24 protein-coding genes are annotated in these 22,875 nt (G+C 37.3%); 3 read left to right on the forward strand and 21 right to left on the reverse strand.

Features of this window, described 5'->3' with window-relative positions; genetic code table 11:
- Window positions 1–96: 96 nt before the first annotated feature.
- The 12 genes from mtaB to gpr form a co-directional block, all read right to left on the reverse strand.
- Entirely contained in the window at window positions 97–1,449 is a 1,353-nt protein-coding gene (gene mtaB / locus MKX31_RS19530) for a tRNA (N(6)-L-threonylcarbamoyladenosine(37)-C(2))-methylthiotransferase MtaB (protein ID WP_000108688.1), read from the reverse strand.
- Window positions 1,450–1,455: 6 nt separating this feature from the next.
- On the reverse strand, window positions 1,456–2,205 hold the full coding sequence (locus MKX31_RS19535; protein WP_064474770.1) for a 16S rRNA (uracil(1498)-N(3))-methyltransferase: 750 nt from the start codon (window positions 2,203–2,205) through the stop codon (window positions 1,456–1,458).
- A 146-nt stretch (window positions 2,206–2,351) separates the two neighbouring features.
- Complete coding sequence (gene prmA / locus MKX31_RS19540) at window positions 2,352–3,290, reverse strand: 50S ribosomal protein L11 methyltransferase (RefSeq protein ID WP_000872122.1); 939 nt, start codon at window positions 3,288–3,290, stop codon at window positions 2,352–2,354.
- Window positions 3,291–3,318: 28 nt separating this feature from the next.
- Entirely contained in the window at window positions 3,319–4,425 is a 1,107-nt protein-coding gene (gene dnaJ / locus MKX31_RS19545) for a chaperone protein DnaJ (protein WP_064470265.1), read from the reverse strand.
- 193 nt (window positions 4,426–4,618) lie between these two features.
- Window positions 4,619–6,454 carry a chaperone protein DnaK gene (gene dnaK / locus MKX31_RS19550; RefSeq protein ID WP_000034697.1) on the reverse strand — a complete coding sequence of 612 codons (1,836 nt, stop codon included), beginning with the start codon at window positions 6,452–6,454 and terminating at the stop codon, window positions 4,619–4,621.
- Window positions 6,455–6,480: 26 nt separating this feature from the next.
- Complete coding sequence (grpE, locus tag MKX31_RS19555) at window positions 6,481–7,047, reverse strand: nucleotide exchange factor GrpE (protein WP_088048097.1); 567 nt, start codon at window positions 7,045–7,047, stop codon at window positions 6,481–6,483.
- A gap of 114 nt (window positions 7,048–7,161) precedes the next feature.
- Window positions 7,162–8,178, reverse strand: coding sequence for a heat-inducible transcriptional repressor HrcA (gene hrcA / locus MKX31_RS19560; RefSeq protein WP_064474768.1), 1,017 nt, complete (start codon window positions 8,176–8,178; stop codon window positions 7,162–7,164).
- Between the two features lie 133 nt (window positions 8,179–8,311).
- Window positions 8,312–9,451 carry a radical SAM family heme chaperone HemW gene (hemW, locus tag MKX31_RS19565; protein WP_222654809.1) on the reverse strand — a complete coding sequence of 380 codons (1,140 nt, stop codon included), beginning with the start codon at window positions 9,449–9,451 and terminating at the stop codon, window positions 8,312–8,314.
- A 51-nt stretch (window positions 9,452–9,502) separates the two neighbouring features.
- Complete coding sequence (locus tag MKX31_RS19570) at window positions 9,503–9,877, reverse strand: winged helix-turn-helix transcriptional regulator (protein ID WP_340981447.1); 375 nt, start codon at window positions 9,875–9,877, stop codon at window positions 9,503–9,505.
- A 160-nt stretch (window positions 9,878–10,037) separates the two neighbouring features.
- Entirely contained in the window at window positions 10,038–11,861 is a 1,824-nt protein-coding gene (gene lepA, locus MKX31_RS19575) for an elongation factor 4 (RefSeq protein ID WP_064474765.1), read from the reverse strand.
- A gap of 210 nt (window positions 11,862–12,071) precedes the next feature.
- Window positions 12,072–12,437, reverse strand: coding sequence for a YqxA family protein (locus MKX31_RS19580; RefSeq protein WP_081257180.1), 366 nt, complete (start codon window positions 12,435–12,437; stop codon window positions 12,072–12,074).
- Window positions 12,434–13,537: a GPR endopeptidase gene (gene gpr, locus MKX31_RS19585; protein ID WP_064474763.1), complete on the reverse strand. Its 1,104-nt coding sequence runs from the start codon at window positions 13,535–13,537 to the stop codon at window positions 12,434–12,436. The genes MKX31_RS19580 and gpr overlap by 4 nt, the downstream gene beginning before the upstream one ends.
- A 181-nt stretch (window positions 13,538–13,718) precedes the next feature.
- Here gpr and rpsT point away from each other — a divergent pair, with 181 nt between their 5' ends.
- Window positions 13,719–13,976 (forward strand): 30S ribosomal protein S20, encoded by a 258-nt coding sequence (rpsT, locus tag MKX31_RS19590; RefSeq protein ID WP_001274014.1) that lies wholly within the window; start codon window positions 13,719–13,721, stop codon window positions 13,974–13,976.
- Between the two features lie 81 nt (window positions 13,977–14,057).
- Here rpsT and holA read toward each other — a convergent pair whose 3' ends face one another.
- Window positions 14,058–15,068, reverse strand: a complete 1,011-nt coding sequence (gene holA / locus MKX31_RS19595) for a DNA polymerase III subunit delta (RefSeq protein WP_064474762.1) — start codon at window positions 15,066–15,068, stop codon at window positions 14,058–14,060.
- A gap of 347 nt (window positions 15,069–15,415) precedes the next feature.
- Here holA and MKX31_RS19600 point away from each other — a divergent pair, with 347 nt between their 5' ends.
- On the forward strand, window positions 15,416–15,550 hold the full coding sequence (locus tag MKX31_RS19600; protein ID WP_000997609.1) for a YqzM family protein: 135 nt from the start codon (window positions 15,416–15,418) through the stop codon (window positions 15,548–15,550).
- A 29-nt stretch (window positions 15,551–15,579) separates the two neighbouring features.
- Here the strand turns inward: MKX31_RS19600 and MKX31_RS19605 are convergent, their stop codons facing one another.
- The 3 genes from MKX31_RS19605 to MKX31_RS19615 all read right to left on the reverse strand — a co-directional run bounded on the left by MKX31_RS19605 (window position 15,580) and on the right by MKX31_RS19615 (window position 19,135).
- A complete protein-coding gene (locus tag MKX31_RS19605) occupies window positions 15,580–17,901 on the reverse strand; it encodes a DNA internalization-related competence protein ComEC/Rec2 (protein ID WP_340981452.1) in 2,322 nt (773 codons plus the stop codon).
- A gap of 13 nt (window positions 17,902–17,914) precedes the next feature.
- The gene (locus tag MKX31_RS19610; protein WP_000439786.1) at window positions 17,915–18,472 is read right to left on the reverse strand and encodes a ComE operon protein 2; all 558 of its coding nucleotides are present in this window, start codon (window positions 18,470–18,472) and stop codon (window positions 17,915–17,917) included.
- A 63-nt stretch (window positions 18,473–18,535) separates the two neighbouring features.
- A complete protein-coding gene (locus MKX31_RS19615) occupies window positions 18,536–19,135 on the reverse strand; it encodes a helix-hairpin-helix domain-containing protein (protein WP_088048093.1) in 600 nt (199 codons plus the stop codon).
- Window positions 19,136–19,212: 77 nt separating this feature from the next.
- On the opposite strand from MKX31_RS19615, the gene comER reads away from it, so the two are divergent.
- Window positions 19,213–20,040, forward strand: a complete 828-nt coding sequence (gene comER / locus MKX31_RS19620) for a late competence protein ComER (protein ID WP_064474758.1) — start codon at window positions 19,213–19,215, stop codon at window positions 20,038–20,040.
- 171 nt (window positions 20,041–20,211) lie between these two features.
- Here the strand turns inward: comER and MKX31_RS19625 are convergent, their stop codons facing one another.
- The 5 genes from MKX31_RS19625 to yhbY all read right to left on the reverse strand — a co-directional run bounded on the left by MKX31_RS19625 (window position 20,212) and on the right by yhbY (window position 22,871).
- Window positions 20,212–20,961, reverse strand: coding sequence for a class I SAM-dependent methyltransferase (locus tag MKX31_RS19625; protein ID WP_000873068.1), 750 nt, complete (start codon window positions 20,959–20,961; stop codon window positions 20,212–20,214).
- Complete coding sequence (gene rsfS / locus MKX31_RS19630; protein ID WP_000653202.1) at window positions 20,958–21,314, reverse strand: ribosome silencing factor; 357 nt, start codon at window positions 21,312–21,314, stop codon at window positions 20,958–20,960. Before rsfS ends, MKX31_RS19625 begins: the two co-directional genes overlap by 4 nt.
- Window positions 21,311–21,880 carry a bis(5'-nucleosyl)-tetraphosphatase (symmetrical) YqeK gene (yqeK, locus tag MKX31_RS19635; RefSeq protein ID WP_064474757.1) on the reverse strand — a complete coding sequence of 190 codons (570 nt, stop codon included), beginning with the start codon at window positions 21,878–21,880 and terminating at the stop codon, window positions 21,311–21,313. Before yqeK ends, rsfS begins: the two co-directional genes overlap by 4 nt.
- Window positions 21,870–22,439: a nicotinate-nucleotide adenylyltransferase gene (nadD, locus tag MKX31_RS19640; protein ID WP_001226041.1), complete on the reverse strand. Its 570-nt coding sequence runs from the start codon at window positions 22,437–22,439 to the stop codon at window positions 21,870–21,872. The genes yqeK and nadD overlap by 11 nt, the downstream gene beginning before the upstream one ends.
- Window positions 22,440–22,568: 129 nt before the next feature.
- The gene (gene yhbY / locus MKX31_RS19645; protein ID WP_000955225.1) at window positions 22,569–22,871 is read right to left on the reverse strand and encodes a ribosome assembly RNA-binding protein YhbY; all 303 of its coding nucleotides are present in this window, start codon (window positions 22,869–22,871) and stop codon (window positions 22,569–22,571) included.
- Window positions 22,872–22,875 lie beyond the last annotated feature (4 nt).

The raw sequence follows: 22,875 nt of genomic DNA on the forward strand, positions 1-22,875 counted from the left end.
CCCACCTCAAAATTCAGCAAAAGCAAAGAACTTAGGTAGGAGTCCGGCTGATAATGAGCGGGGAGGAACAAAAACCCCACTCATTAAAGTTTCATTTTATGCGCTTGCTGATTCTTTTTTTACATCATCTTCAAGAACACGAACAAATTGCGCTTCGTTATATGGATAACCAGCTTTCGTAATTTTCACTTTCACTAGCTTACCAATTAATTCTTCTGATCCTTCAAATACAATTTTTAAGTAGTTATCCGTATAGCCTACATATAACCCTTTACGGTCGCCCTCTTTAAATTGCTCTTCCGGAATGATTTCAAGCACTTCCCCTTCAAACTGTGACGCATACTCTTTCGCTAATTGGTTAGATAGTTCAATTAAACGATGAACACGATCATTCTTCACATCTTCAGGAACTTGATCCTCCATACGCGCTGCAGGTGTTCCTGTACGCTTTGAGTAAGGGAATACGTGTAACTCTGAGAAGCGATTCTCTTTAATGAAATTGTATGTTTCCATAAATTCTTCTTCTGTTTCACCCGGAAAACCAACAATCACATCCGATGTAATCGCAAGACCTGGTAACGCTTCTTTCAATCGATCTAAACGCTCTTGGAAAAATTCCATCGTATACTTACGACGCATACGCTTTAATACAGTATTAGATCCAGATTGCAATGGAATGTGCAAGTGACGTACAACTACTTCAGACTTATCTAACACTTCAATTACTTCATCTGAAATCTGACTCGCTTCAATAGAAGAAATACGAAGACGTTTTAATCCGCCTACTTCCGCTTCCATATCACGAAGTAATCCAGCTAAGTTATAATCTTTAATATCTTCACCGTACCCACCTGTATGAATACCTGTTAATACGATTTCTTTATAACCTGCATCTACTAATTGCTGCGCTTGTTTAATAACTTCTTTTCCATCACGAGAACGCATTAAACCACGTGCCCAAGGAATAATACAGAATGTACAGAAATTATTACAACCTTCTTGTATTTTTAAAGATGCACGTGTACGATCCGTGAAATAAGGTACATCCAGTTCTTCGTATACACGTGTTTTCATAATGTTGCGGACAGCATTAATTGGTTGACGCTCTTTGCGGAATTCTTCGATGTATCCTAACATCTTTTCACGATCCTGTGTACCAACTACAATATCTACACCTGGAATCGCCATAATTTCCGCTGGAGATGTTTGTGCATAACATCCCGTTACACAAATAACTGCATCCGGATTTTGACGAACAGCACGTCTAATAACTTGACGGCTTTTCTTATCTCCCGTATTCGTTACTGTACACGTATTAATAACATATACATCAGCTTTCTTTTCATATTCAGTTCTTTCATATCCACCTTGTTTAAACAATTGCCAAATGGCCTCTGTTTCATAGTGGTTTACTTTACAACCTAACGTATGGAACGCAACAGTTGACATTGATCATCACCCCATCAATTCAAAATGATACGAAGCAGCACTTAACGCGTATAACGGCGCCGTTTCTGTTCTTAAAATTCTTGGTCCTAAACTACATGGTACAAATTTATGTTCACGAAGCGTAGTAATCTCTTCCTCCGCTAAACCACCTTCTGGTCCAAATACAATCAATAGTTTTTGGCCTGGTTTCATCGTCGTTAAAGCTTTAGCAAAATTGGATTTCTCACCTTGTTTTGCTTCCTCTTCGTACGCAACAAGGCATACATCATACTCATTACTCATTGAAAGCAATTGCTTAAATGATGCCGGTGCATGCACTTCTGGAATTTCGCTTCTATGCGATTGTTCCGCAGCTTCTTTCACAATTTTTCTTAAACGCTCAACTTTTTTATCAGCTTTTTTCGCATCCCATTTTACAATAGAGCGAGATGCTTGAAATGGTAAAAATGCGGCTGCCCCAAGCTCAGTTCCTTTTTGGAAAATTAACTCTAGCTTGTCTCCTTTCGGCAGTCCACTTGCAATCGTCACGAAAACAGGAAGTTCACTTGACGCCTCTACCCATTCTACAATAGCCGTATTAATAAATTCACTGGTAATTTCATCAATTGAACATACTGCTGTTTTTCCGTTTACACAGCAATAAATGTGATCCCCAGCTGACATACGCATCACTCTTGCGATATGATGTACGTCATCACCTACAATGCGAATACTTGTCTCATTTACATATTTCTCTTCTACAAAATAACGTTGCATATAATCACCTTAGTAGAGTTTCGTTCCTTTCGTAAGTCAACACTTACGAAAAGAACGAAACGTTATCATTTTTTCATATAACAAACGGCAAGTCCCTCACCTTATAGTGAGAGACTCCCCCTTTTCATTATAAACTAAAATCTATATTACGCATTTCGTGCAATAATTGCTACCCAATCTTCCATTCGTAATACTTCTTCAATTGTAAATCCAGCTTTTTCTAGCGCCTCAGAAATTATCTTTTCCTTTGCTGCAATAATGCCCGATGTAATAAATAATCCGCCCGACTTCACAACTCTTGCTGCATCCTCAGGGAATAAAAGAATAATTTCTGCCAATAAGTTAGCTACGATTAAATCAACAGGACCTTCAATACCTTCTAAAAGACTATTTTGTCCAACAGACACGATATCATCTGTTTTATTTAAACGTACATTCATTTCTGCACTTTCTACTGCAACTGGATCTAAATCATAGGCTTGAACAGAAGACGCACCTAATTTTGCCGCTGCAATACTAAGTACACCAGAACCTGTTCCTACATCAATGACAGTATCACCTGGCTGAACTGTTTTTTCTAAAGCACGAATACACATCGTTGTTGTCGGATGGGTTCCTGTCCCAAACGCCATACCTGGATCTAATTCAATAATTTTTTCTTCCGGAGAAGCTGGTGTATATTCTTCCCACGTCGGCACAATTGTGAATGTATCAGAAATTTGTACTGGATGGTAATATTTTTTCCAAGCAGTAGCCCAATCTTCTTCATTGACTTCGTTAACGGTAATATTTCCAGTACCAATTTCGATGTCGTAAGATGGAAGCATATCAATAGATGATTTTACACCCGCAATCGTTTCCTGTAAAGAATCCGTTTGTGGGAAATATGCTTTTATTAATACACCTTCCGCCGGATATTCATCTGGGTTCAATGCATAAATTTCACCATATTGTTGCTCGCGCTCTTTCGTCAACTCCGCTGGATCCTCAATTGCAACTCCACTAGCACCAGCTTCGTGTAAAATATGAGAGACAGCTTCTACTGCTTCTTCTGTTGTATGAATACTAACTTCTGACCATTTCACAATTTACCAACTCCATTTTTTATTTCCATTATTCCCCTTTGAAAGCACGTTTAAGCTTTCCAAATAAACTATCATCCTGCTCTTCTTGTCCCGCAAATTCACGTAATAACTCTTTTTGATGTGAAGTTAATTTCGTCGGTACAACAACACGAACGACTACATATTGATCTCCTTGACCGTATCCACGTACGTTCGGAGCACCTTTTCCTTTTAAGCGGAATTCTGTTCCTGTTTGTGTTCCTGCTGGAATTTTCAGCTTCACTTTCCCATGAACAGTAGGAACTTCCACTTCAGCACCAAGTGCCATTTGCGCAAATGTTAATGGCATTTCACAAATAATGTGATCTCCTTCACGCTCAAAGAATTCATGATTTCTAACATGAACAACAACATATAAATCTCCTGCCGGTCCGCCATTTACGCCTGCTTCACCTTTTCCAGATACACGAATTTGTTGACCATTATCGATACCTGCTGGAATCTTAACGTTGATTTTTTTACGTTTACGTACTTTACCAGAACCGTGACATGTCGTACATTTTTCTTTAATCATTTGACCAGTTCCTGAACAATGACCACAAGCTTGACGGTTTACGATACGACCAAATGGTGTATTTTGTTCTACACTTACTTGCCCTGATCCTGAACAATGTTTACATGTTTCTTTTGAAGTTCCTGGTTTCGCTCCGCTACCTTTACAAGTATCACATGGATCTTCTACTGGAATCTCAACATTTAATTCTTTACCAAAAATAGCTTCCTCAAACTCTAAAGTAACTTGATATTGTAAGTCAGCACCTTGACGCGGAGCATTTGGATCACGACGTCTCCCGCCACCGCCGCCAAAGAACGAACTAAAGATATCTTCGAAACCGAAGCCACCGCCGAAGTCTCCTCCGCCGCCAAAGCCTTGATTTGCACCAGCATGACCAAATTGATCATATTGCGCGCGCTTTTGATCGTCGCTTAATACTTCGTATGCTTCTTGTACTTCTTTAAACTTTTCAATTGCATTTTCTTCTTTACTTACGTCTGGATGGTATTTTTTAGCCAAACGACGATACGCTTTTTTTATTTCATCTTTTGAAGCACCCTGGCTAAGTCCAAGGACCTCATAATAGTCTCGTTTACTCATAAATTTACAACCCCCGAATCTTTCACATAAACGTAATTTTAACACCGAAAGAAAGTGCTTTGCAACAAAGTTTCCTCACTTACAGTATGCAAAGTAAAAAACTTAAGAACCTCACACTTTTCTTTTCATTCGTGAAAAAAGTCAAAGTCAAGGCACGCTTGACTTTGACTTTTTGTCATCTTACTTATTTATATTACTTATCTTCTTTTACTTCTTCAAACTCAGCGTCTACTACATTGTCTTTCTTCGCGCCAGCATCTTGTGCTCCTTGTGCACCTTCTGCTTGCCCTGCAGCTGCTTGAGCTTGCTCATATAATTTAACAGTTAATTGTTGTACGATTTCTTGTAAAGCATCTTTTTTCGCACGGATTTCCTCAAGCTCGTTCTTCTCGATCGCAGCTTGTAATGCTTCTTTCGCTTCTGTTGCTTTTGCAACTTCAGCCGCATCCACTTTACCTTCTAAATCTTTTACAACTTTATCCGTTTGGAATACAAGCTGATCAGCTTCGTTACGAAGTTCAACTTCTTCCTTACGTTTTTGGTCAGCGTCAGCATTTGCTTCTGCTTCTTGTACCATACGATCTACTTCTTCATCAGAAAGACCTGAAGAAGATTGGATTGTAATAGTTTGCTCTTTGCTTGTTCCTAAGTCTTTTGCACGTACGTTAACGATACCGTTCGCATCAATATCGAATGTTACTTCGATTTGTGGAATACCACGTGGTGCTGGTGGAAGGTCTGTTAATTGGAAACGACCTAATGTTTTGTTGTCAGCTGACATTGGACGCTCACCTTGTAATACGTGAATGTCTACTGCCGGTTGGTTATCAGCAGCTGTTGAGAATACTTGTGACTTACTTGTTGGAATTGTAGTGTTACGCTCGATTAATTTCGTGAACACACCACCCATAGTTTCAATACCTAAAGAAAGTGGAGTTACGTCTAATAATAGTACGCCTTCTACATCACCAGTAAGTACGCCACCTTGAACTGCAGCACCTAATGCTACAACTTCATCAGGGTTTACACCTTTATATGGTTCTTTACCAGTTTCACGTTTAATAGCTTCTTGTACAGCTGGAATACGAGTAGATCCACCAACAAGGATAACTTTATCTAATTCGCTTGGAGCAAAACCAGCGTCTTTTAATGCACGACGAGTTGGCTCTAACGTTCTTTCAACAAGACCTGCTGAAATCTCTTCGAATTTCGCTCTTGTTAACGTTAATTCTAAGTGTAATGGACCAGCAGCTCCAGCACTAATGAATGGTAATGAAATTTGTGTTTGTGTTACGCCAGAAAGATCTTTTTTCGCTTTTTCAGCTGCATCTTTCAAACGTTGAAGTGCCATTTTATCTTGGCTTAAATCAATGTTATTTTCTTTTTTGAACTCAGCTACTAAGTGGTCAATAATAACTTGGTCAAAGTCATCTCCACCAAGACGGTTGTCACCAGCAGTTGAAATAACTTCGAATGTTCCGTCTGCTAACTCAAGGATAGATACGTCAAATGTACCGCCACCTAAGTCATATACTAAGATTTTTTGCTCTTCATCTTGTTTTTCTAAGCCGTAAGCAAGCGCTGCTGCTGTTGGTTCGTTAATGATACGCTCAACTTCTAAACCAGCGATACGACCAGCATCTTTTGTTGCTTGACGTTCTGCATCGTTGAAGTATGCAGGTACTGTAATAACAGCTTTCGTTACCGTTTCACCTAAGTATGCTTCAGCAGAAGCTTTTAAGTTTTGTAAAATGATTGCAGAAATTTCTTGAGGTGTATAATCTTTACCTTCAACTTCTACTTTGTAGTCTGTACCCATATGACGTTTAACAGACATGATTGTATTTGGGTTTGTAATTGCTTGACGCTTTGCAACTTCCCCAACTTGACGCTCTTCATTTTTGAAAGCTACAACAGAAGGTGTTGTACGGTTTCCTTCTGGATTTGGGATAACCTTTGGTTCTCCACCTTCCATAACAGCTACACAAGAGTTTGTTGTACCTAAGTCAATACCGATAATTTTACTCATGGCGAATCCTCCTACTTTTATGTAAATTATTGATTTACTTTTACCATTGATGGGCGAATCACACGGTCTTTTAGTTTATAACCTTTTTGGAATTCTTCAACTACCGCGTTTGATTCAAATTCACTATCTTCCACTTGCATAATAGCTTGGTGTTCATTAGGATCAAACTGTTTACCAACAGCTTCAATCGCTTCAACACCTTCTTTAGTCAACGCTTCTAGCAATTGACGATGCACCATTTCCATACCTTGTAACAAGGATTTCGTTTGTTCATCAGTCGCTTCCACTTGCATCGCTCTTTCAAAATTATCAAGAGCTGGCACAATATCTGAAACTAGACTTTGTGCTCTATATTTTTCAGCAGCCTGTTTATCCATTTGGACACGACGCTTATAATTTTCAAAATCAGCTTGTAGACGTAATGTGCGACCTTCCGTTTCCGTTAGCTTCGCTTGTAACTCATCTACTTTTTCTTGTAAAAGAGCAGCCTCACTTTTTTCTTCTACAGTTTTTTCACTGTTTTCTGTCGTGACAGCTTCTTCAACTTGCGCTTCTTTTACTTCTTCTACCACTTGTTCGTTACGCTCTTCCACAATATTCACCTCCTTAAAAGGTATTAGGTATTATGCTGAACACAATTACCTAAGCATTATATATTACACACAGCAATGAAAATTTCATTACTTGAGCGAATGTATTACTCTCATTTACTTTTTAAGCCCATCAGTAAATTGTCTCGTAAATAACTGTAACAAACTAATTACCCGAGAGTATTGCATTCTTGTCGGACCTAAAATAGCAATTGTTCCAAGCTGTTCTTCTCCAATCGAATATGTTGCAGAAATTAAACTACAATCTTCCATGGCTGTCGCAGAGTTTTCCCTACCAATGTTCACTTGAATACCTACTTGTTTATGACGCAAAATGTCATAAAACTCAGCTTCATTATCAATCATCGTCAACAAGGATCTTACTTTGTGAATGTCATGGAACTCTGGTTGCGAAAGCATATTTGCTTTACCTCCAAAGTATATCTTTTCCGATAAAGGAACTTGAAATGTACCATCTAACATTTTTATTGCACTATCGTAATTATGAACATATCCACGTAAAACTGTAACAATCTCTTTAAAGATTTTGTTATGCAGTTCTACCATTGGTACACCCGATAGCTTTTCATTTAAAATATTAACCATTTTTTCTAAATCTGATAAATCAACAGATTCCGGAACGGTAATCGTTTTGCTTTGTACATGCCCTGTATCCGTTACAATAATAGCGACTGCAGTCTGACGATCAAGCGGTACAATTTGTACGTTTTTAAGTTTATTTGTGCTTAACTTCGGTCCAAGAACAATGGCCGTATAATTCGTAAGCTCTGATAAAATTTGAGCCGATTGCTGTGCAATCTTTTCCGCTTCAAAAATTCTTTCAGCAAATAAATCTTTAATTTGTACAATTTCATCGTTCGGTAAGTTTTGCGGCGCTAAAAGATGGTCTACATAAAAACGATATCCTTTTTCAGAAGGAACACGTCCTGAAGAACTATGCGTTTTCTCAATAAACCCTAGTTCCTCTAAATCAGCCATTTCATTTCGAATAGTAGCTGAACTAAACGTAATTTCATCTTTCTTAGCCAACGTCCTCGACCCAACAGGTTGCGCTGATCCAATAAAGTCATCAATAATTGTTTGTAAAATTAAGAGCTGACGTTCCGTAAGCATCTCATCATCACCTCTGTTAGCACTCTTTGTCTTCGAGTGCTAAATCTATTAATAACTTACCAAAATTGACATTCAATTGTCAACGGAAACGTCACGAAATAATGAAACTTTTTCACGTTTATGGAACATTTAATTAGTCAATCAAAAACGATTGGAATACTTCATTCCCTAATAATTTTCCTTTTCGCGTTAAACGAACATATCCATCTTTCTCTTCAAGCAATCCTTGTTCTTGATTTTTTTGCAACTGCTTCGCGAAAACTTGATCCATCTCCATATTAAATTTCATTTGAAACGCTACTTTAGATACACCTTTTGTTTTTCGAAGGCCTAAGAACAACTCTTCTTCCATTCTTTCTTTCTCCGTCACCGCGTGAACATCTAAATACGGAAATCCAGTTTCATCGATTTTATTGAAATATTGCTTGAGCGGCCCTACATTTTGGATACGTTCTCCATTTACATAACTATGCGCTCCAGCTCCAAATCCATAATACTCCTCATTATTCCAGTATGTGAGATTGTGTCTACTTTCATTATCACCTTTTGAGAAATTGCTAATTTCATACTGGGTATAGCCGTGTTTCTCCATTTCATCCATTACCATTTCATACATTTTCGCTTCATGATCTTCACCTGGGAGTCTTAATTTCCCTTTATTCATTAAGTTATAAAACACAGTTTTCGGTTCCACAATTAATGAATATGCCGAGAAATGTTGTACACCAAGCGTAAAAGCAATGTCTAATGTTTCTTTTACATCTTCTATCGTCTGCCCTGGCAGAGCATAAATAATATCTACATTTATATTTTCAAAGCCCACTTCCTGCGCTTCTCTAATTGCTACAAATGCATCTTCCCTCGTATGCTTACGCCCAATTTTCTCAAGCAAATCATCCCGAAATGTTTGCACGCCAAAACTAATTCGGTTCACTCCACCTTCTAGCAATACATTTAACTTCTCTTTCGGTAAATCACCTGGATTCGCTTCAAATGTTAATTCACAATTTGGAGCAAACGGACGTAAGCGACGGTTTATAATATCTAGTAACTTTTTTGTCTGTTCCATATTTAACGCTGTCGGAGTTCCTCCACCAACAAAAATCGTTTTCATACTATCAAACGGTACTTTTTGAACTGTATTTATTATTTCTTTCTCTAAATACTCTAAATATTGATCGACCGGTTGGCGTTCAATAAACACTTTATTAAAATCACAATAGTGACAAATATGCTGACAAAATGGAATATGAATATATGCAGCTTGCACCAAATATAACTCCTACCTTTCTAAAAAGAAAACCTCCGCACTCCGGAGGAATCTTCACTTCTCTAACGTATTACGAATTTGTTCCATTCGCATTTTTCCCCAATCATACATCATTTCAACGATCGGTAAAAGCGACATGCCTAATTCCGTCATATAATACTCTACTCGCGGAGGAACTTCTGGGTATACTGTTCGGTCAACAATCCCATCTTCCACTAACTCTTTTAATTGGTTCGACAAAACTTTATGAGAAATGCTTGGGAATAATCGTTGCAATTCACTAAAACGATGAGGCCCTTCCACACCAAGATGCCACAGTATCACAACTTTCCACTTCCCGCTAATAATAGAAAGCGTCAATTCCTTTTCACAATTAAAATTGCCATTTTTTATTTTCTCGTGAATATCTTTTCGAATATTTTCGGACATTAATAGTCTCCTAACTCTATATCAATCATTCATAAATATAGCCACCTCACTATTGTAAATGAGAGAAGCTACGTTGTCTAAAAAGTAATTATACATAAAAAAGAAGCCGTATAAACGACTTCTCTTTTTATCTCAATTCGTACGAAATAACAATTAATTATTAGTTATCATCCATTTTCAGTACAGCCATGAATGCTTCTTGCGGTACTTCTACAGAACCAACAGACTTCATACGTTTTTTACCTTCTTTTTGCTTATCAAGAAGTTTACGCTTACGAGAAATGTCACCACCGTAACATTTCGCAAGTACGTTTTTACGCATCGCCTTAATTGTAGAACGTGCTACAACCTTGTTTCCGATAGTCGCCTGAATTGGTACTTCGAACTGTTGTCTTGGAATTAATTCTTTTAACTTCTCTACGATTACTTTACCACGGTCATACGCTGAATCACGGTGTACGATAAATGATAGAGCATCGACTTGTTCATTATTTAAAAGAATATCCATCTTCACAAGTTTCGACGGTTTATAACCGATTAACTCGTAGTCAAACGATGCATATCCTTTCGTATTTGATTTCAACTGATCGAAGAAGTCATATACGATCTCTGATAAAGGAATTTCGTATGTTAGTGTAACACGTGTTTCATCTAAATATTGCATATCAATAAACGTTCCACGTTTACCTTGGCAAATTTCCATTACAGCTCCCACATAGTCATTCGGAACCATAATTGACGCCTTCACAAACGGCTCTTCTACACGATCGATAGACTGTGGATCCGGCATATTAGATGGGTTATCAACAATAACATCTTCACCGCTTGTTAAATAAACTTTATAAATAACGCTTGGCGCTGTTGTAATTAAATCAATTTTAAATTCACGTTCAATACGTTCTTGAATGATTTCCATGTGAAGAAGTCCTAAGAAACCACAACGGAAACCAAATCCTAGCGCTTGAGATGTTTCTGGTTCAAACTCAAGAGCAGAATCGTTTAACTCTAATTTTTCTAACGCATCACGTAAGTCGTTGTAACGTGCAGAATCGATTGGATATAAACCACAGAATACCATTGGGTTTAATTTACGATAACCCGCTAACGCCTCTGTAGCCGGACGTTTTGCATGTGTAATTGTATCACCTACGCGTGTATCACCTACGTTTTTAATAGATGCCGCTAAGAACCCTACATCACCTACTGTTAACTCGTCACGTTGCGTTGTTTTCGGTGTAAACACACCTACTTCTGTTACTTCAAATTCTTTTCCAGTTGCCATCATACGTACTTTATCGCCAACTTTTACCGTTCCATTTACAACACGGATATATGCAATTACACCGCGGTACGGATCATATAAAGAATCGAAAATCATACATTGTAACGGTTCTTCAGAATCACCTGTTGGTGCTGGTACTTTTTCAACGATTTGTTCTAAAATATCTTCAATACCAATACCAGCTTTCGCTGAAGCAAGTACAGCTTCTGATGCATCTAAACCAATTACATCTTCTACCTCTTGACGTACACGTTCTGGGTCTGCACTTGGTAAGTCGATTTTATTAATAACTGGTAATATTTCTAAATTATTATCAAGCGCTAAATATACATTCGCTAATGTTTGCGCCTCAATACCTTGCGCTGCATCCACTACAAGAATTGCACCTTCACAAGCCGCTAAACTACGAGATACTTCGTACGTAAAGTCGACGTGTCCTGGTGTATCAATTAGGTGAAGAATATACTCTTCACCGTCTTTTGCTTTATACGTTAATTGTACTGCATTTAATTTAATTGTAATACCACGCTCACGCTCTAAATCCATAGAGTCAAGCAATTGAGCTTTCATTTCACGTTGTGTTAACGCGTTTGTTTTCTCTAAAATACGGTCTGCTAACGTTGATTTTCCGTGGTCAATATGAGCAATGATAGAGAAATTACGGATTTTAGACTGTCTTTTTGCTCTTTCTTCTTTGTTCATCTATGTTCTCAACTCCTAATAGTCTCGCCAATATACACTAGCACTGATTATATCAATAGAGCAGCAAAGATTCAATGAAAACTCGTGCTGCTTACAATACAAATCATTCTATCTATATCTTATGCGAACAAACCATAAGAGACAAACCTTTTTCAAATTAAAAAACGGCTGTCGTACAAAATGGTAAGACAACCGTTCCTCCTGCTACCCTTAACTAAAAATCTCTTTCACTTTCCCAACAACTATATCCGTTCCAAACTTTGTTACTTCATAAGTAGCACTTGCTATTGCCATACCAATTCCTTCTACAACATTAAAGCTTTTTAAGCTTTCTAATTGTTTTTGTTTTTCAGTAACGGAAAACGAACTTCCCAAAATTGCTGATTCAGCACCCGCACCCTCTGTCCCTGTCATATGAGCTATTTGTTCATACGACATTTGCTGATAACCTTTCATACTTTTTAAACCATGATTAGCAAGTGCCACCCCTGCTATTATCATAAGTAAACATAAGGCCGCACTACATATACATAATAGCGAAAAATGGCTTAAACGATTATCGTCTCTTCCCATCAATGTGTATACGCTCCTGTATTATCTTGGTCAATTTGATGATGCAAGGCTGCATTTAAACCACTCGCTATTACATTTGCCATATCCTCTATGAAAGCATCCACTTCTTTCGGAGTCACCATTAAATTATGGCCAAGAGGAGATAACACTTCATAAATTAATTTTCTCTTCTCTTCATCTTCCAATGTACCTACAGCACCTAAAAACATATTCCGACTCTTATCATCCGGCATATCTTCTTCTGTTAATTTTTTCTTTTCTCCAAATGTAAAACCAGCTGGTAACAGAGAACGGGAAGGTTTGTTTCCTTCTTTCATCTCCCGTCCAAAATGTTTCAAAATAAAATCAATTGTATCACTTGTAATCGAAACGGCATCAACCACAGTCGGAACACCAATCGCGATAACAGGAATACCCAATGTTTCTTTACTGAGTTCCTTACGCTTATTCCCAACACCTGATCCGGGATGAATTCCCGTATCAGAAATTTGTATCGTACTATTTACTCGTTCAATAGAGCGGGCAGCTAATGCATCAATTGCAATGACAAAGTCCGGCTTCGTCTTCTCAATGATTCCATAAATGACATCGCTCGTTTCGATTCCTGTAATTCCCATTACCCCCGGCCGAATGGCACTAACAGGCCTAAACCCTTCTTCTACACTTTCAGGCTGCAATTGAAACAAATGTCTCGTTACCAATACATTTTCTACAACGATCGGTCCAAGCGCATCTGGCGTTACATTCCAATTCCCAAGACCAACAATTAAACAACTCGCTTCTTTCGTAACGCCAACCTCTTCTAAGAAATAAGAAAATTCCTTTGCAAAAATGCGCTCTACTTTTTGTTGCAGTTCCGTATCTTGTTGACGTATACCTTGTACTTCAAGCGTTAAATAACTCCCAGGTTTTTTACCCATCGATTCAGAGGCAACTTCATCAATCGTTACTTTTGTAATCGTAATACCTTCTTCTTCCCTCTCTTTTACAATAACTCCTTGTATCCCTTTTTGCTCTTCTTGACTCTCTTGCAGCATTTGATGTGCCTCTACAGCAAGGTCAGTTCTAACACTATATTTACTTAAATCTAATGGTTCTTTCATCGTATCTCCTCCGTAATTCATAGTAAATATCGTTAGATTTCCCAAAGTTATATAAGGTCATTCTTTCCTTTACGTGAAATTTCATTGATATACTATTGCAATTCTCTTCACCGTTTGATAGAATATCACTTGTTCTATGTTAAGAATCGAGTCATTCGATTGCACCAGGGAGGTGAAAAGTATGGCAAACATCAAATCTGCTATCAAACGCGCTAAACTTAGCGAAGAGCGTCGTTCACATAACGCTTCTATCAAGTCTGACATGCGTTCTGCTGTTAAAACTGTAGAAGCTTTAGTTACTAATAACGATCTTGAAAATGCTAAAGAAGCTTTCAAAACTGCTTCTAAAAAACTTGACAAAGCAGCTCGTAAAGGTCTTATCCACCAAAACGCTGCAGCTCGTCAAAAATCTCGCTTAGCGAAACAAGTAAACGCGTAAGGCGTTTAAAAAACGATCCATTTGGATCGTTTTTTTATATACAAAAAGTTCACGTGCTTAGCACGTGAACTTTTTGTTTCATCACATATGATTTAACCGCATTAAGAAAAACTCAAGCACAAGTTTCTTATCCATTTTTCCAGTCTTCATACTATAATCAGCTTCCGCTAATTCTATAATCACTTTTTTTAATTCTTCAAAAGAGAAAAACTTCGTTTGATTCATCGCTAACTTTACACGATATGGATGCACACCAATATGAGACGCAATTTGATTTTGTCCATAACCACGCTGCTGTAACTCTTTCACTTGATAGAGCAAGCGGAATTGACTTACTAATAACGCAAGCAGTTTAATCGGTTCCTCTTGCTGCGTAAATAATCCATCCAAAATTTGCATCGCACCCGCGATATCTTTTTTTACCACTCTTTCTGTCAAAGCAAACACATTTTGTTCAACCGATTTTGGCACAAGCTCTGCAACAAGTTTCGGTGTAATCTCTCCGCCCATACCGACGTATAACGTTAACTTGTCCATTTCCTTCGCCAACATCGTTACATTACTTCCCACAAGCTCTAACAACAAACTAACAGCTGCATTATCTATATGCACATGCACTTCATCTGCACGAGCAACAATCCACTTCTGAACATCCTGCACTTGCATCGCATTCGCTTCTACTACGTCCGCTGTTTTCTTTAATAGTTTTGTAATTTTTTTTCGTTCATCAAGTTTTTCGTAAGGCGCAACAAAAACAAGAATAGAAAATGGAGAAGGCTCTCCAATATATTCTTCTAAAATTTTTATATTTTGCTCTAATTTTTCTTTTTGTGAAGTTAAAAATAGTGGTGATTTTATTACTATCACTTTACGTTCCCCAAAAAAAGGAAGTGTACGTGCATCCTCAACAACATCTTCTAAATACGCTTCTTCTAAATCATATGTCACAACATTAAACTCGCGATCTTCCTCTTCAAGCGCTTCTGTTGTAATAAGCTTTATCGTTTCATTTATAAAAAACGCTTCCGTTCCATACAGTAAATACACTGGAGCAAACTGCTTCTTTTTAATCTTTTTATGTATATCACTCATACTTTTTCCTACTCCCTAACTTGGCAATATATATTTATACTAATGCCCTAGCTTTCGTTTTACAAGTACAAAGGAACAGGCTTTATAACCCGTTCCTTTATTTATATTAAACGCCACGCAATAAGCCCCGGGTTTCTTATTGGTGTGCGGTAATCACCTTCCCTTTATTATTCACAATAAAAATTCGAGTATAAGTGCCAACTGTTAACATGCTTGGAAACAAAAAACTCACGTTCCTTAATGATCTAAAAGTAGTAAAAACGCTCGATTTCTCTTCACACTGGAAATTGTAGATTTTTTTCTGACAATATTTTATACTAAAGTGGAATGTTGGGGAGGGATTCTAAATGAATGATTTTGAACAAAACGTTCAAAGTAAACGCAATGACGCTATTGATTCAGGGGTAGGATTTATCGTCTCATTTGGTTTTTTCGCAACACTTTTCATCATTGCAACTGTTATTAAATTTATCGGTTCTTAAAGACTGCTGCCTACTGGCAGTCTTCTTTTTTATCTATTATGTGTTTCATCATATGTGATTTTACTACGAAAGGTTCCGTGTTCCTCTTTAAAAACATAGGAAATAGCGCCTTGCTTATCCGTACGCCATATTTCAATTCCCATCTTCTCAAAACGCTCTATAACTTCCTTATGAGGATGCCCATACCTATTACGCTCACCGACAGAAATAATCGCTACATCAGGCTGTACAGCGCTCAAAAAAGGCGCTATAGATGACGTATTACTCCCATGATGAGCAACCTTTAAAACATCCGCCCGTAAATCTGGATACGTAGCTATTAAAAACTTCTCTCCTTCTTCTTCTAAATCACCTGTAAACAGCCACGTTAACCCTCCTAATTTTGCCCATATTACAATTGAAGCGTTATTTTCACTTCTTGCTTTTCCTGTTGGAGCTAACACAAAAAATTCCGCTTCATTTACACTCCAATTCTCTCCTTCCCCCACTTCACTTATTTTCACTTCCTTTTCTAATGCCTGTTTCTTTAATACTTTTTCTAATACCGCATCTTGTTCCTTTCGGCCAAATACAACTTCTTTTACAATTATATTCGATAATAACTCTTGCGCAGCACCTATATGATCCGCATCTCCATGCGTTACGATTAATTTATCGATGGTTTTAATACCTTCCTTTTGTAAATAAGGGATTAAAATATCATTTCCAACAGAAAATTCATGCTTTTTCCGCTGCCATTCTTCCTTATTTACACGCATTGTGCCACCAGTATCAATGAGGTAAATCTCTTTATCGTACGGGAGGCGAATTAATATTGCGTCTCCCTGTCCAACATCAAGAAATGTAACACTCCCACTTTCTCGAAAATACGGATATAAATAATGACATGTACAAACAAAAAGAAATATACCTGAAGCTATGAACATAATTTCCTTCGACACCCGCCTTTCCCAAATCATCAATATACTAACAATACTCGCGCAATATAGAGCTACAAGAAGTATAGGCGTTTGCCCGAAAACAAGGCGGATAAATGGTAAACTTTCACAATAACTTAGAAAATCATTAGAAAAATTCAAACCTATTGATAGTACATTCGCAAGTCCTTTTGCAAGAAACGGGACGATCGGTATACATACCAAAACGATAATACTACACGGCAATACAATGAGAGATAAAAACGGAACGTATAGGATATTAAGAAAAATACTATATGGAGAAAAATAACCGAAGTGATATAACAAAATCGGAGTACTAACGAGTTGTGAAATAAGAGAAATATAAATGGAATTTCGAATTACTCCATTACTACTATCTAGTAAAAGCGGGGCTGACAAAAGCAAAGCGAAACTACCAACGAACGAAAACTGAAAGCCAATATTAAAAACAAGATACGGATCAAATATAAGCATGCATATAGCTGTAACACTTAAAGCATCTAAGCTGGATAAACGAATAGAACATATGAAAGCAATCAACATCAAAACTCCTGTTATAGAAGCTCTTATAACAGACGGTGACGCTCCTGCTAAAATCATATATAGAGGAATGCAAAAGATCAGACATATTGTCACTACCTCCCTCGTCACACCACTTCTTAGTAAAATAAAATACACAATCACCATTAACAATACGATATGCGATCCTGAAATCGCCAACAAATGTACAAGACCAAATTGCTGATATTGCTCTTCAACTTCAAATGTCATTTGTTGTCTATCACCAAATACTAATGCATTCATAAATACACCTGATTGCTCCGGAAACATTTCTGTAACGCCCGAGATTGCTTGCTGTCTCAAAAGAAGAATCCATTGCACGAGTGACAACGAAGTTTTTTGGCATTCAGAAATATATGTAGCCTCCAATATGAAATGAATATTTTGCTTATACAAATAATCACGATAATTAAAACCATGAAAATTCCGAGCTATTGGTGGTTCTTTCCTCTCACCTTCGAATACACATGATACTCCTGCATGTAATTGTCGCAGTTGTTTCTTTTCCAAGGCCGATTTAATTTTGTAACTTAACTGCACTATATTTTTATTCTGATCTTCAACTTGAAATGTTAGGCGATCCCCGTTAATAAGAGGTGTATTTTGTATTACCCCCCTTGTAACTTCGTAAGGTTCTCCTAGAGGCTTGTTTTGCTCTTGAATATAAGTAGTGTACATAGCACCACTAAAACACGCTAACATACAAAAAAAGAAGGTTTTACGCGAAGTACGATATAAACAATAGAAAACATACAAAACGAGACAACAAGTCAGCAATACAACTGAAGTGGAAAAGGCAATTGCAATCCCTATGATAAATGAGATTGCAACATAGCCCCATTGTCCATACAACTATACTCACTCCTTATAGCATCATTTTTGCTTTCGTGAATACATGCTGTAATTCTTCCATTGATAAGTTTTCTTTTTCTAAAGATGCAAATAGTTCTTTTAACTCCATATGACGCTTTTGATCCTCTAATGCTGCAATATTATATTCTAGCGGAACGTGTTTCACTGTTACATTCGCTTTTTCAAATAACTCTACAGCATATGGATGATTTTTATAATCCTGCGCATAATAAACTGCTGTAATACCACTTTGAATAATCGCCTTACAGCATTGTAAACAAGGGAAATGTGTAACATAAATTTCCGCTTCCTCCGTTTTCACACCGAATTTTGCACACTGTAATAAAGCATTCATTTCTGCGTGAATTGTACGAACACAATGATTATCGATAACGTAGCATCCATCATCTATACAATGTACGCCACCTTTAATTGAACCATTGTATCCACCAGCAATAATTCGTTTATCACGAACGATTGTCGCTCCTACTGCAAGCCTTGTACATGTACTACGTAAAGATAGCAGATGGCTTTGCGTCATAAAATATTGATCCCATGAAATTCGTTCCATATTTTTCACCTACTTTTTTGTCTACTTGTAGTGTAGCGAATGAAGAAAAACTTCGTCAATCTTTTACGGAATAATAATTTGATCTTTTATTTTTTCCAATGACTTCACACCGATCCCATCAATCTCTAACAAATCTTCTATTTTCTGAAAAGGACCATGTTCTTCTCGATATTTCAAAATACTTTCTGCTTTCCGAGAACCAATGCCTGTAATTTTTTCAAGTTGTTCTTTAGAAGCCGCATTTATTTGAACTTTCCCCTCCCCCTTTGAAATAGCAGCTACTTCTTGTACTTGTTCATTTTTATTCGGCACATAAAGGATCATTTGGTCTTGTACCATTTGTGCTAAATTTACATTCTTCCTATCTGCCTCAGGCAAAAAACCACCTGCCTTTTCAATGGCATCCTTGACCCGGTCCCCTTCTTTCATTTCATACACCCCTTCTTTAACAACAGCCCCTTTCATATCAATTATAATTATTTTTTTCTGCTGCTTTATATCCGATATTTTCGGTTTACTTTTTTTCTCTATCTCTTTCGCTTGCACATCCGTTGCAACGACTGATCGCTCTGTATGCTGGTTCGTTTTCCAAAAAAGAAGAAAAAGTACAGTTCCAATAATAGCTACTAACCCTAACCATTTCTTTGGAAAATCCCACATCATTTTACACCTCTAATCATAAATTTATAACATCATTCATATTGTTTAGGAGAAAGCTGTTACGAAGGAGGGATGAAACATTGAACATAGGAATTATAGGGACAGGGAACATGGGGAATATACTAATCGACGCATTTTTAGAAACCCGTGCTGTCAAACCTTCGTGCCTTACAATCATTAATCGAACGCCCGCCAAAGCATATCATATAAAGGAAAAATACCCTTCTGTTCATATAGCCAAAACTATCGATGAGGTAATCGAACGATCACATCTTATTTTTATTTGCGTAAAGCCGATAGATATATACCCGATCCTACAAAAATACGCTGAACATTTTTCTGATGAAAAGTGCTTAGTTTCTATCACAAGTCCAATATCTCCGTCACAATTAGAGACGCTTGTACCTTGCCACATTGCACGTATCATTCCGAGCATTACAAACCGCGCCCTGTCTGGCGCATCACTATTTACATTTGGAAGTAAATGCTCTGAAGAGTGGCAACAAAAGCTATTTCGCCTATTCAAAAACATTTCTACTCCTCTTATGATAGAAGAAGATATAACGCGCGTTTCATCTGATATAGCAAGCTGCGGCCCTGCATTTTTTAGTTATTTATTACAATGTTTCATTAACGCTGCTGTAGATAAAACAAATATTACACATGAAGAAGCCACTACTTTAGTAAGTGAAATGGTCATTGGAATGGGGAAACTACTTGAAAAAGAGATTTTCACATTGCCTACTTTACAAGAAAAAGTATGTGTTAAAGGCGGCGTTACAGGAGAAGGCATTCGTGTTTTAGAAGAACATGTTGGGGATATGTTTCATAAATTAATTGAGCGAACACACGAGAAATTTGATGAAGATTTAAAATGCGTCGATCAACAATTCAATAAACACACATAATAAATACGCCATCGTCATTCCAAATCCTTTTTATAAATACTTACTTTTTTACATTACATTTACACTTAAACTAGCATTTTCACACTTCACGTATATCATCTTCCTATTATGCTAGAACTAAAATTACAACTTCTTTATAAAACAAAAGCAACCTTATCGGTTGCTTTTGTTTTATGCGTTTTTCTTCGCCATGAAGAAAATACGCTCTGTTTGTTCTGTAACTTCAAGTCGCTCAAAGTCACCAGTCACACGAAGCACTGTAAAACCAGCTTCTTCAAGCCATTTCGTTAACTCTTCAACCTGATATGCACGTTGCACGTGACATTCGTCAAAACGATGGTACACATCTTCTTCTGGGTCTTGAACAAAGAATGTTAAATCATGTTCTACACTATTTGATTCTTCACCAGGGAAGCAATTCCAAATAAGAGATATTTCTTCTCCATTCACTGTGTATGTTTCATTTTGAAATACATGATGTATTTTATATAAAGAATGTACATCAAATAAAAACAAACCATCTTGACGTAAATGGTGAAACACTCTTCGAAATGTTTCTTGCACTCCATCTTCTTGCAATACATAATTTAATGAATCACAAAAAATCGTTACACAGTCAAACTCACCTGGAACATCAAGCTCTCGCATGTCTTGTTGGTAAAAAGGAATAAAGTATCCTTCTCCGCCTAGTTTTTGCTGAGCGACCGTTAACATCTCTTCTGAAAGATCGACACCGATTAAATCGTAACCCTTTTGTACAAGCGGAAGTGTTACATTACCAGTACCGCATGCTACATCAAGAATCTTCGCCTCTTTCATATCCGCTTGCTGTAAACTTTCTTCTGTGAATTCCACCCATTTATCATAAGGAACATCATTCATTAGTTCGTCGTACAACAATGCAAATTGTTCGTATTTCATTGGTCTAGCTCGTCTGTAATATCCTCACGTGGCACATCGCCCCAAAGACGCTCTAAATTATAGTGATTACGCTCATCTTTATGGAATACATGAGCAACTACATCTCCAAGGTCAACTAGTACCCAGCGTGCTTCGTCAAAACCTTCCATACGTTGTACGTCGATTTCAAACTCATGTGCTTTTGATTTAATTTCACGCGCAATTGCTTGCACTTGCTTATCTGAGTTACCGTGACAAATAATGAAATAATCTGCAATTGGTGAAATACCTTGCATATTTAGGACAACCATATCTTCTGCTCTTTTATCATCAGCCGCTTTTGCTGCTAATACTAATAAATCTTTATCTTTCATTTACTAATTTCCTCCTTGATAACTGCGTTGTATGTTTGGAATGTTAATGGATAAATCGTTTGATTTTTTTCCATTAAAAATTGAATTGTTCGCTTTAACGCAAATAATAAAGCTTGATTTATATCCGTATATGCTAGTTTGCGAGCTTCCTCCACCCCTGGAAACTTTCGCCCAGGCTCAATGTAATCAGCTACATAAATTACTTTATCTAACATCGTCATTTTCTCATGACCACTTGTATGATATGTAATAGCTTGCAGGATTTCAGGATCCGTAATGCCTACTTCTTTTTCTACTAAGTATGCCCCAACAGGTGCATGCCATAACTCTTTGTTATAACAAAGTAAATCTTTCGGCAAACCTTCACTTTTAATAATCTCTTCCATCTCAGAAATCGCTCTACACTTCGCATAATCATGGAATATAGCTGCAACTTCAGCCTTTTTTTCATCCACACCGTATAACTTAGCAAGTTCAATTGCTGTCTCCATTACACCTATTGTGTGTATATAACGTTTTTCATGCATTTGTTGTTTGACAATATGAAGTGCTTTCTCACGATTCATACAACCCATTCCTCTCGATATACACCTGTACTTTTTCAGGAAGTAAATATTTACACGTTCTCTTCTCTTTATATCTCTCACGCAATAAAGATGAAGAAACTGCAAACTCCGGAATTTCCACAGTGGTGATAGGATAAGGTGTACGCAATGTATAACCAGGTCTTGCAACCCCAACAAACGTCACAAGATCAAGTAACGCTTCAATGTTATACCACTTCGGTAAATACTCAACCATATCTCCACCAATAATAAAGTGAAACTGCACATCCGGATACTTCTTCGTCAATTGTAACATAGTGTCATACGTATAAGATGGGCCCTTCCTGCTTAGCTCTTCTAAACAAATAGAAAAATGTTCCTCTGCCTCAGTCGCAAGCTCTAACATTTGTAAGCGATTTTCTACACTTGTAATATTCCGCCCTTGTTTATGCGGCGGAATTTGGTTCGGTAAGAACCATACTTCTTCTAAATTTAAAGCGTGATATACTTCATTTGCAATTAGCAAATGCCCATAATGCGGCGGATCAAATGTACCGCCAATGATGCCAATTTTTCTCAAAAGAAACGCCCCTTCCTTTTACCTACAGTAACTCTCTTCATTCCTATCCGAAGAGAGTTACCGTTAATAAAAGTTCAATTGGTTTCGCTCTCTACATCATTACGCACTAACGATAAAAAATAGCATATGCTATTCTTTTGATCGCGGAAGTTTAATTTGTTTATTTTCTCTAGATTCTTTGTATAAAACGATTGTACTTCCAATCACTTGAACGATTTCAGCACGTGCGCCTTTTGCAAGTTCTTCTGCAACTTCACGACGATCGAATTCACAGTTTTGTAGCACACTTACTTTAAATAGTTCACGAACTTCTAAAGTATCTGCGATTTGTTTAATCATATTTTCATTTACTCCACCTTTTCCTACTTGAAAAATTGGTGTTAAATGATGTGCTTGTGCACGTAAAAATCTTTTTTGTTTTCCTGTTAACATATAT

It is taken from the genome of Bacillus sp. FSL M8-0063 (assembly GCF_038005545.1).
In the GTDB taxonomy this organism is placed as follows: domain Bacteria; phylum Bacillota; class Bacilli; order Bacillales; family Bacillaceae_G; genus Bacillus_A; species Bacillus_A wiedmannii.

Excerpts from the sequence above, each read along its gene's own strand:
- mtaB (WP_000108688.1), bottom strand. The coding sequence starts at position 1,449 with ATGTCAACTGTTGCGTTCCATACGTTAGGTTGTAAAGTAAACCACTAT.
- MKX31_RS19535 (WP_064474770.1), bottom strand. The coding sequence starts at position 2,205 with ATGCAACGTTATTTTGTAGAAGAGAAATATGTAAATGAGACAAGTATT.
- dnaJ (WP_064470265.1), bottom strand. The coding sequence starts at position 4,425 with ATGAGTAAACGAGACTATTATGAGGTCCTTGGACTTAGCCAGGGTGCT.
- dnaK (WP_000034697.1), bottom strand. The coding sequence starts at position 6,454 with ATGAGTAAAATTATCGGTATTGACTTAGGTACAACAAACTCTTGTGTA.
- hrcA (WP_064474768.1), bottom strand. The coding sequence starts at position 8,178 with ATGCTTACGGAACGTCAGCTCTTAATTTTACAAACAATTATTGATGAC.
- MKX31_RS19570 (WP_340981447.1), bottom strand. The coding sequence starts at position 9,877 with ATGTCCGAAAATATTCGAAAAGATATTCACGAGAAAATAAAAAATGGC.
- lepA (WP_064474765.1), bottom strand. The coding sequence starts at position 11,861 with ATGAACAAAGAAGAAAGAGCAAAAAGACAGTCTAAAATCCGTAATTTC.
- gpr (WP_064474763.1), bottom strand. The coding sequence starts at position 13,537 with ATGAAAGAACCATTAGATTTAAGTAAATATAGTGTTAGAACTGACCTT.
- rpsT (WP_001274014.1), top strand. The coding sequence starts at position 13,719 with ATGGCAAACATCAAATCTGCTATCAAACGCGCTAAACTTAGCGAAGAG.
- holA (WP_064474762.1), bottom strand. The coding sequence starts at position 15,068 with ATGAGTGATATACATAAAAAGATTAAAAAGAAGCAGTTTGCTCCAGTG.
- MKX31_RS19600 (WP_000997609.1), top strand. The coding sequence starts at position 15,416 with ATGAATGATTTTGAACAAAACGTTCAAAGTAAACGCAATGACGCTATT.
- MKX31_RS19610 (WP_000439786.1), bottom strand. The coding sequence starts at position 18,472 with ATGGAACGAATTTCATGGGATCAATATTTTATGACGCAAAGCCATCTG.
- MKX31_RS19615 (WP_088048093.1), bottom strand. The coding sequence starts at position 19,135 with ATGATGTGGGATTTTCCAAAGAAATGGTTAGGGTTAGTAGCTATTATT.
- MKX31_RS19625 (WP_000873068.1), bottom strand. The coding sequence starts at position 20,961 with ATGAAATACGAACAATTTGCATTGTTGTACGACGAACTAATGAATGAT.
- rsfS (WP_000653202.1), bottom strand. The coding sequence starts at position 21,314 with ATGAAAGATAAAGATTTATTAGTATTAGCAGCAAAAGCGGCTGATGAT.
- yqeK (WP_064474757.1), bottom strand. The coding sequence starts at position 21,880 with ATGAATCGTGAGAAAGCACTTCATATTGTCAAACAACAAATGCATGAA.
- yhbY (WP_000955225.1), bottom strand. The coding sequence starts at position 22,871 with ATGTTAACAGGAAAACAAAAAAGATTTTTACGTGCACAAGCACATCAT.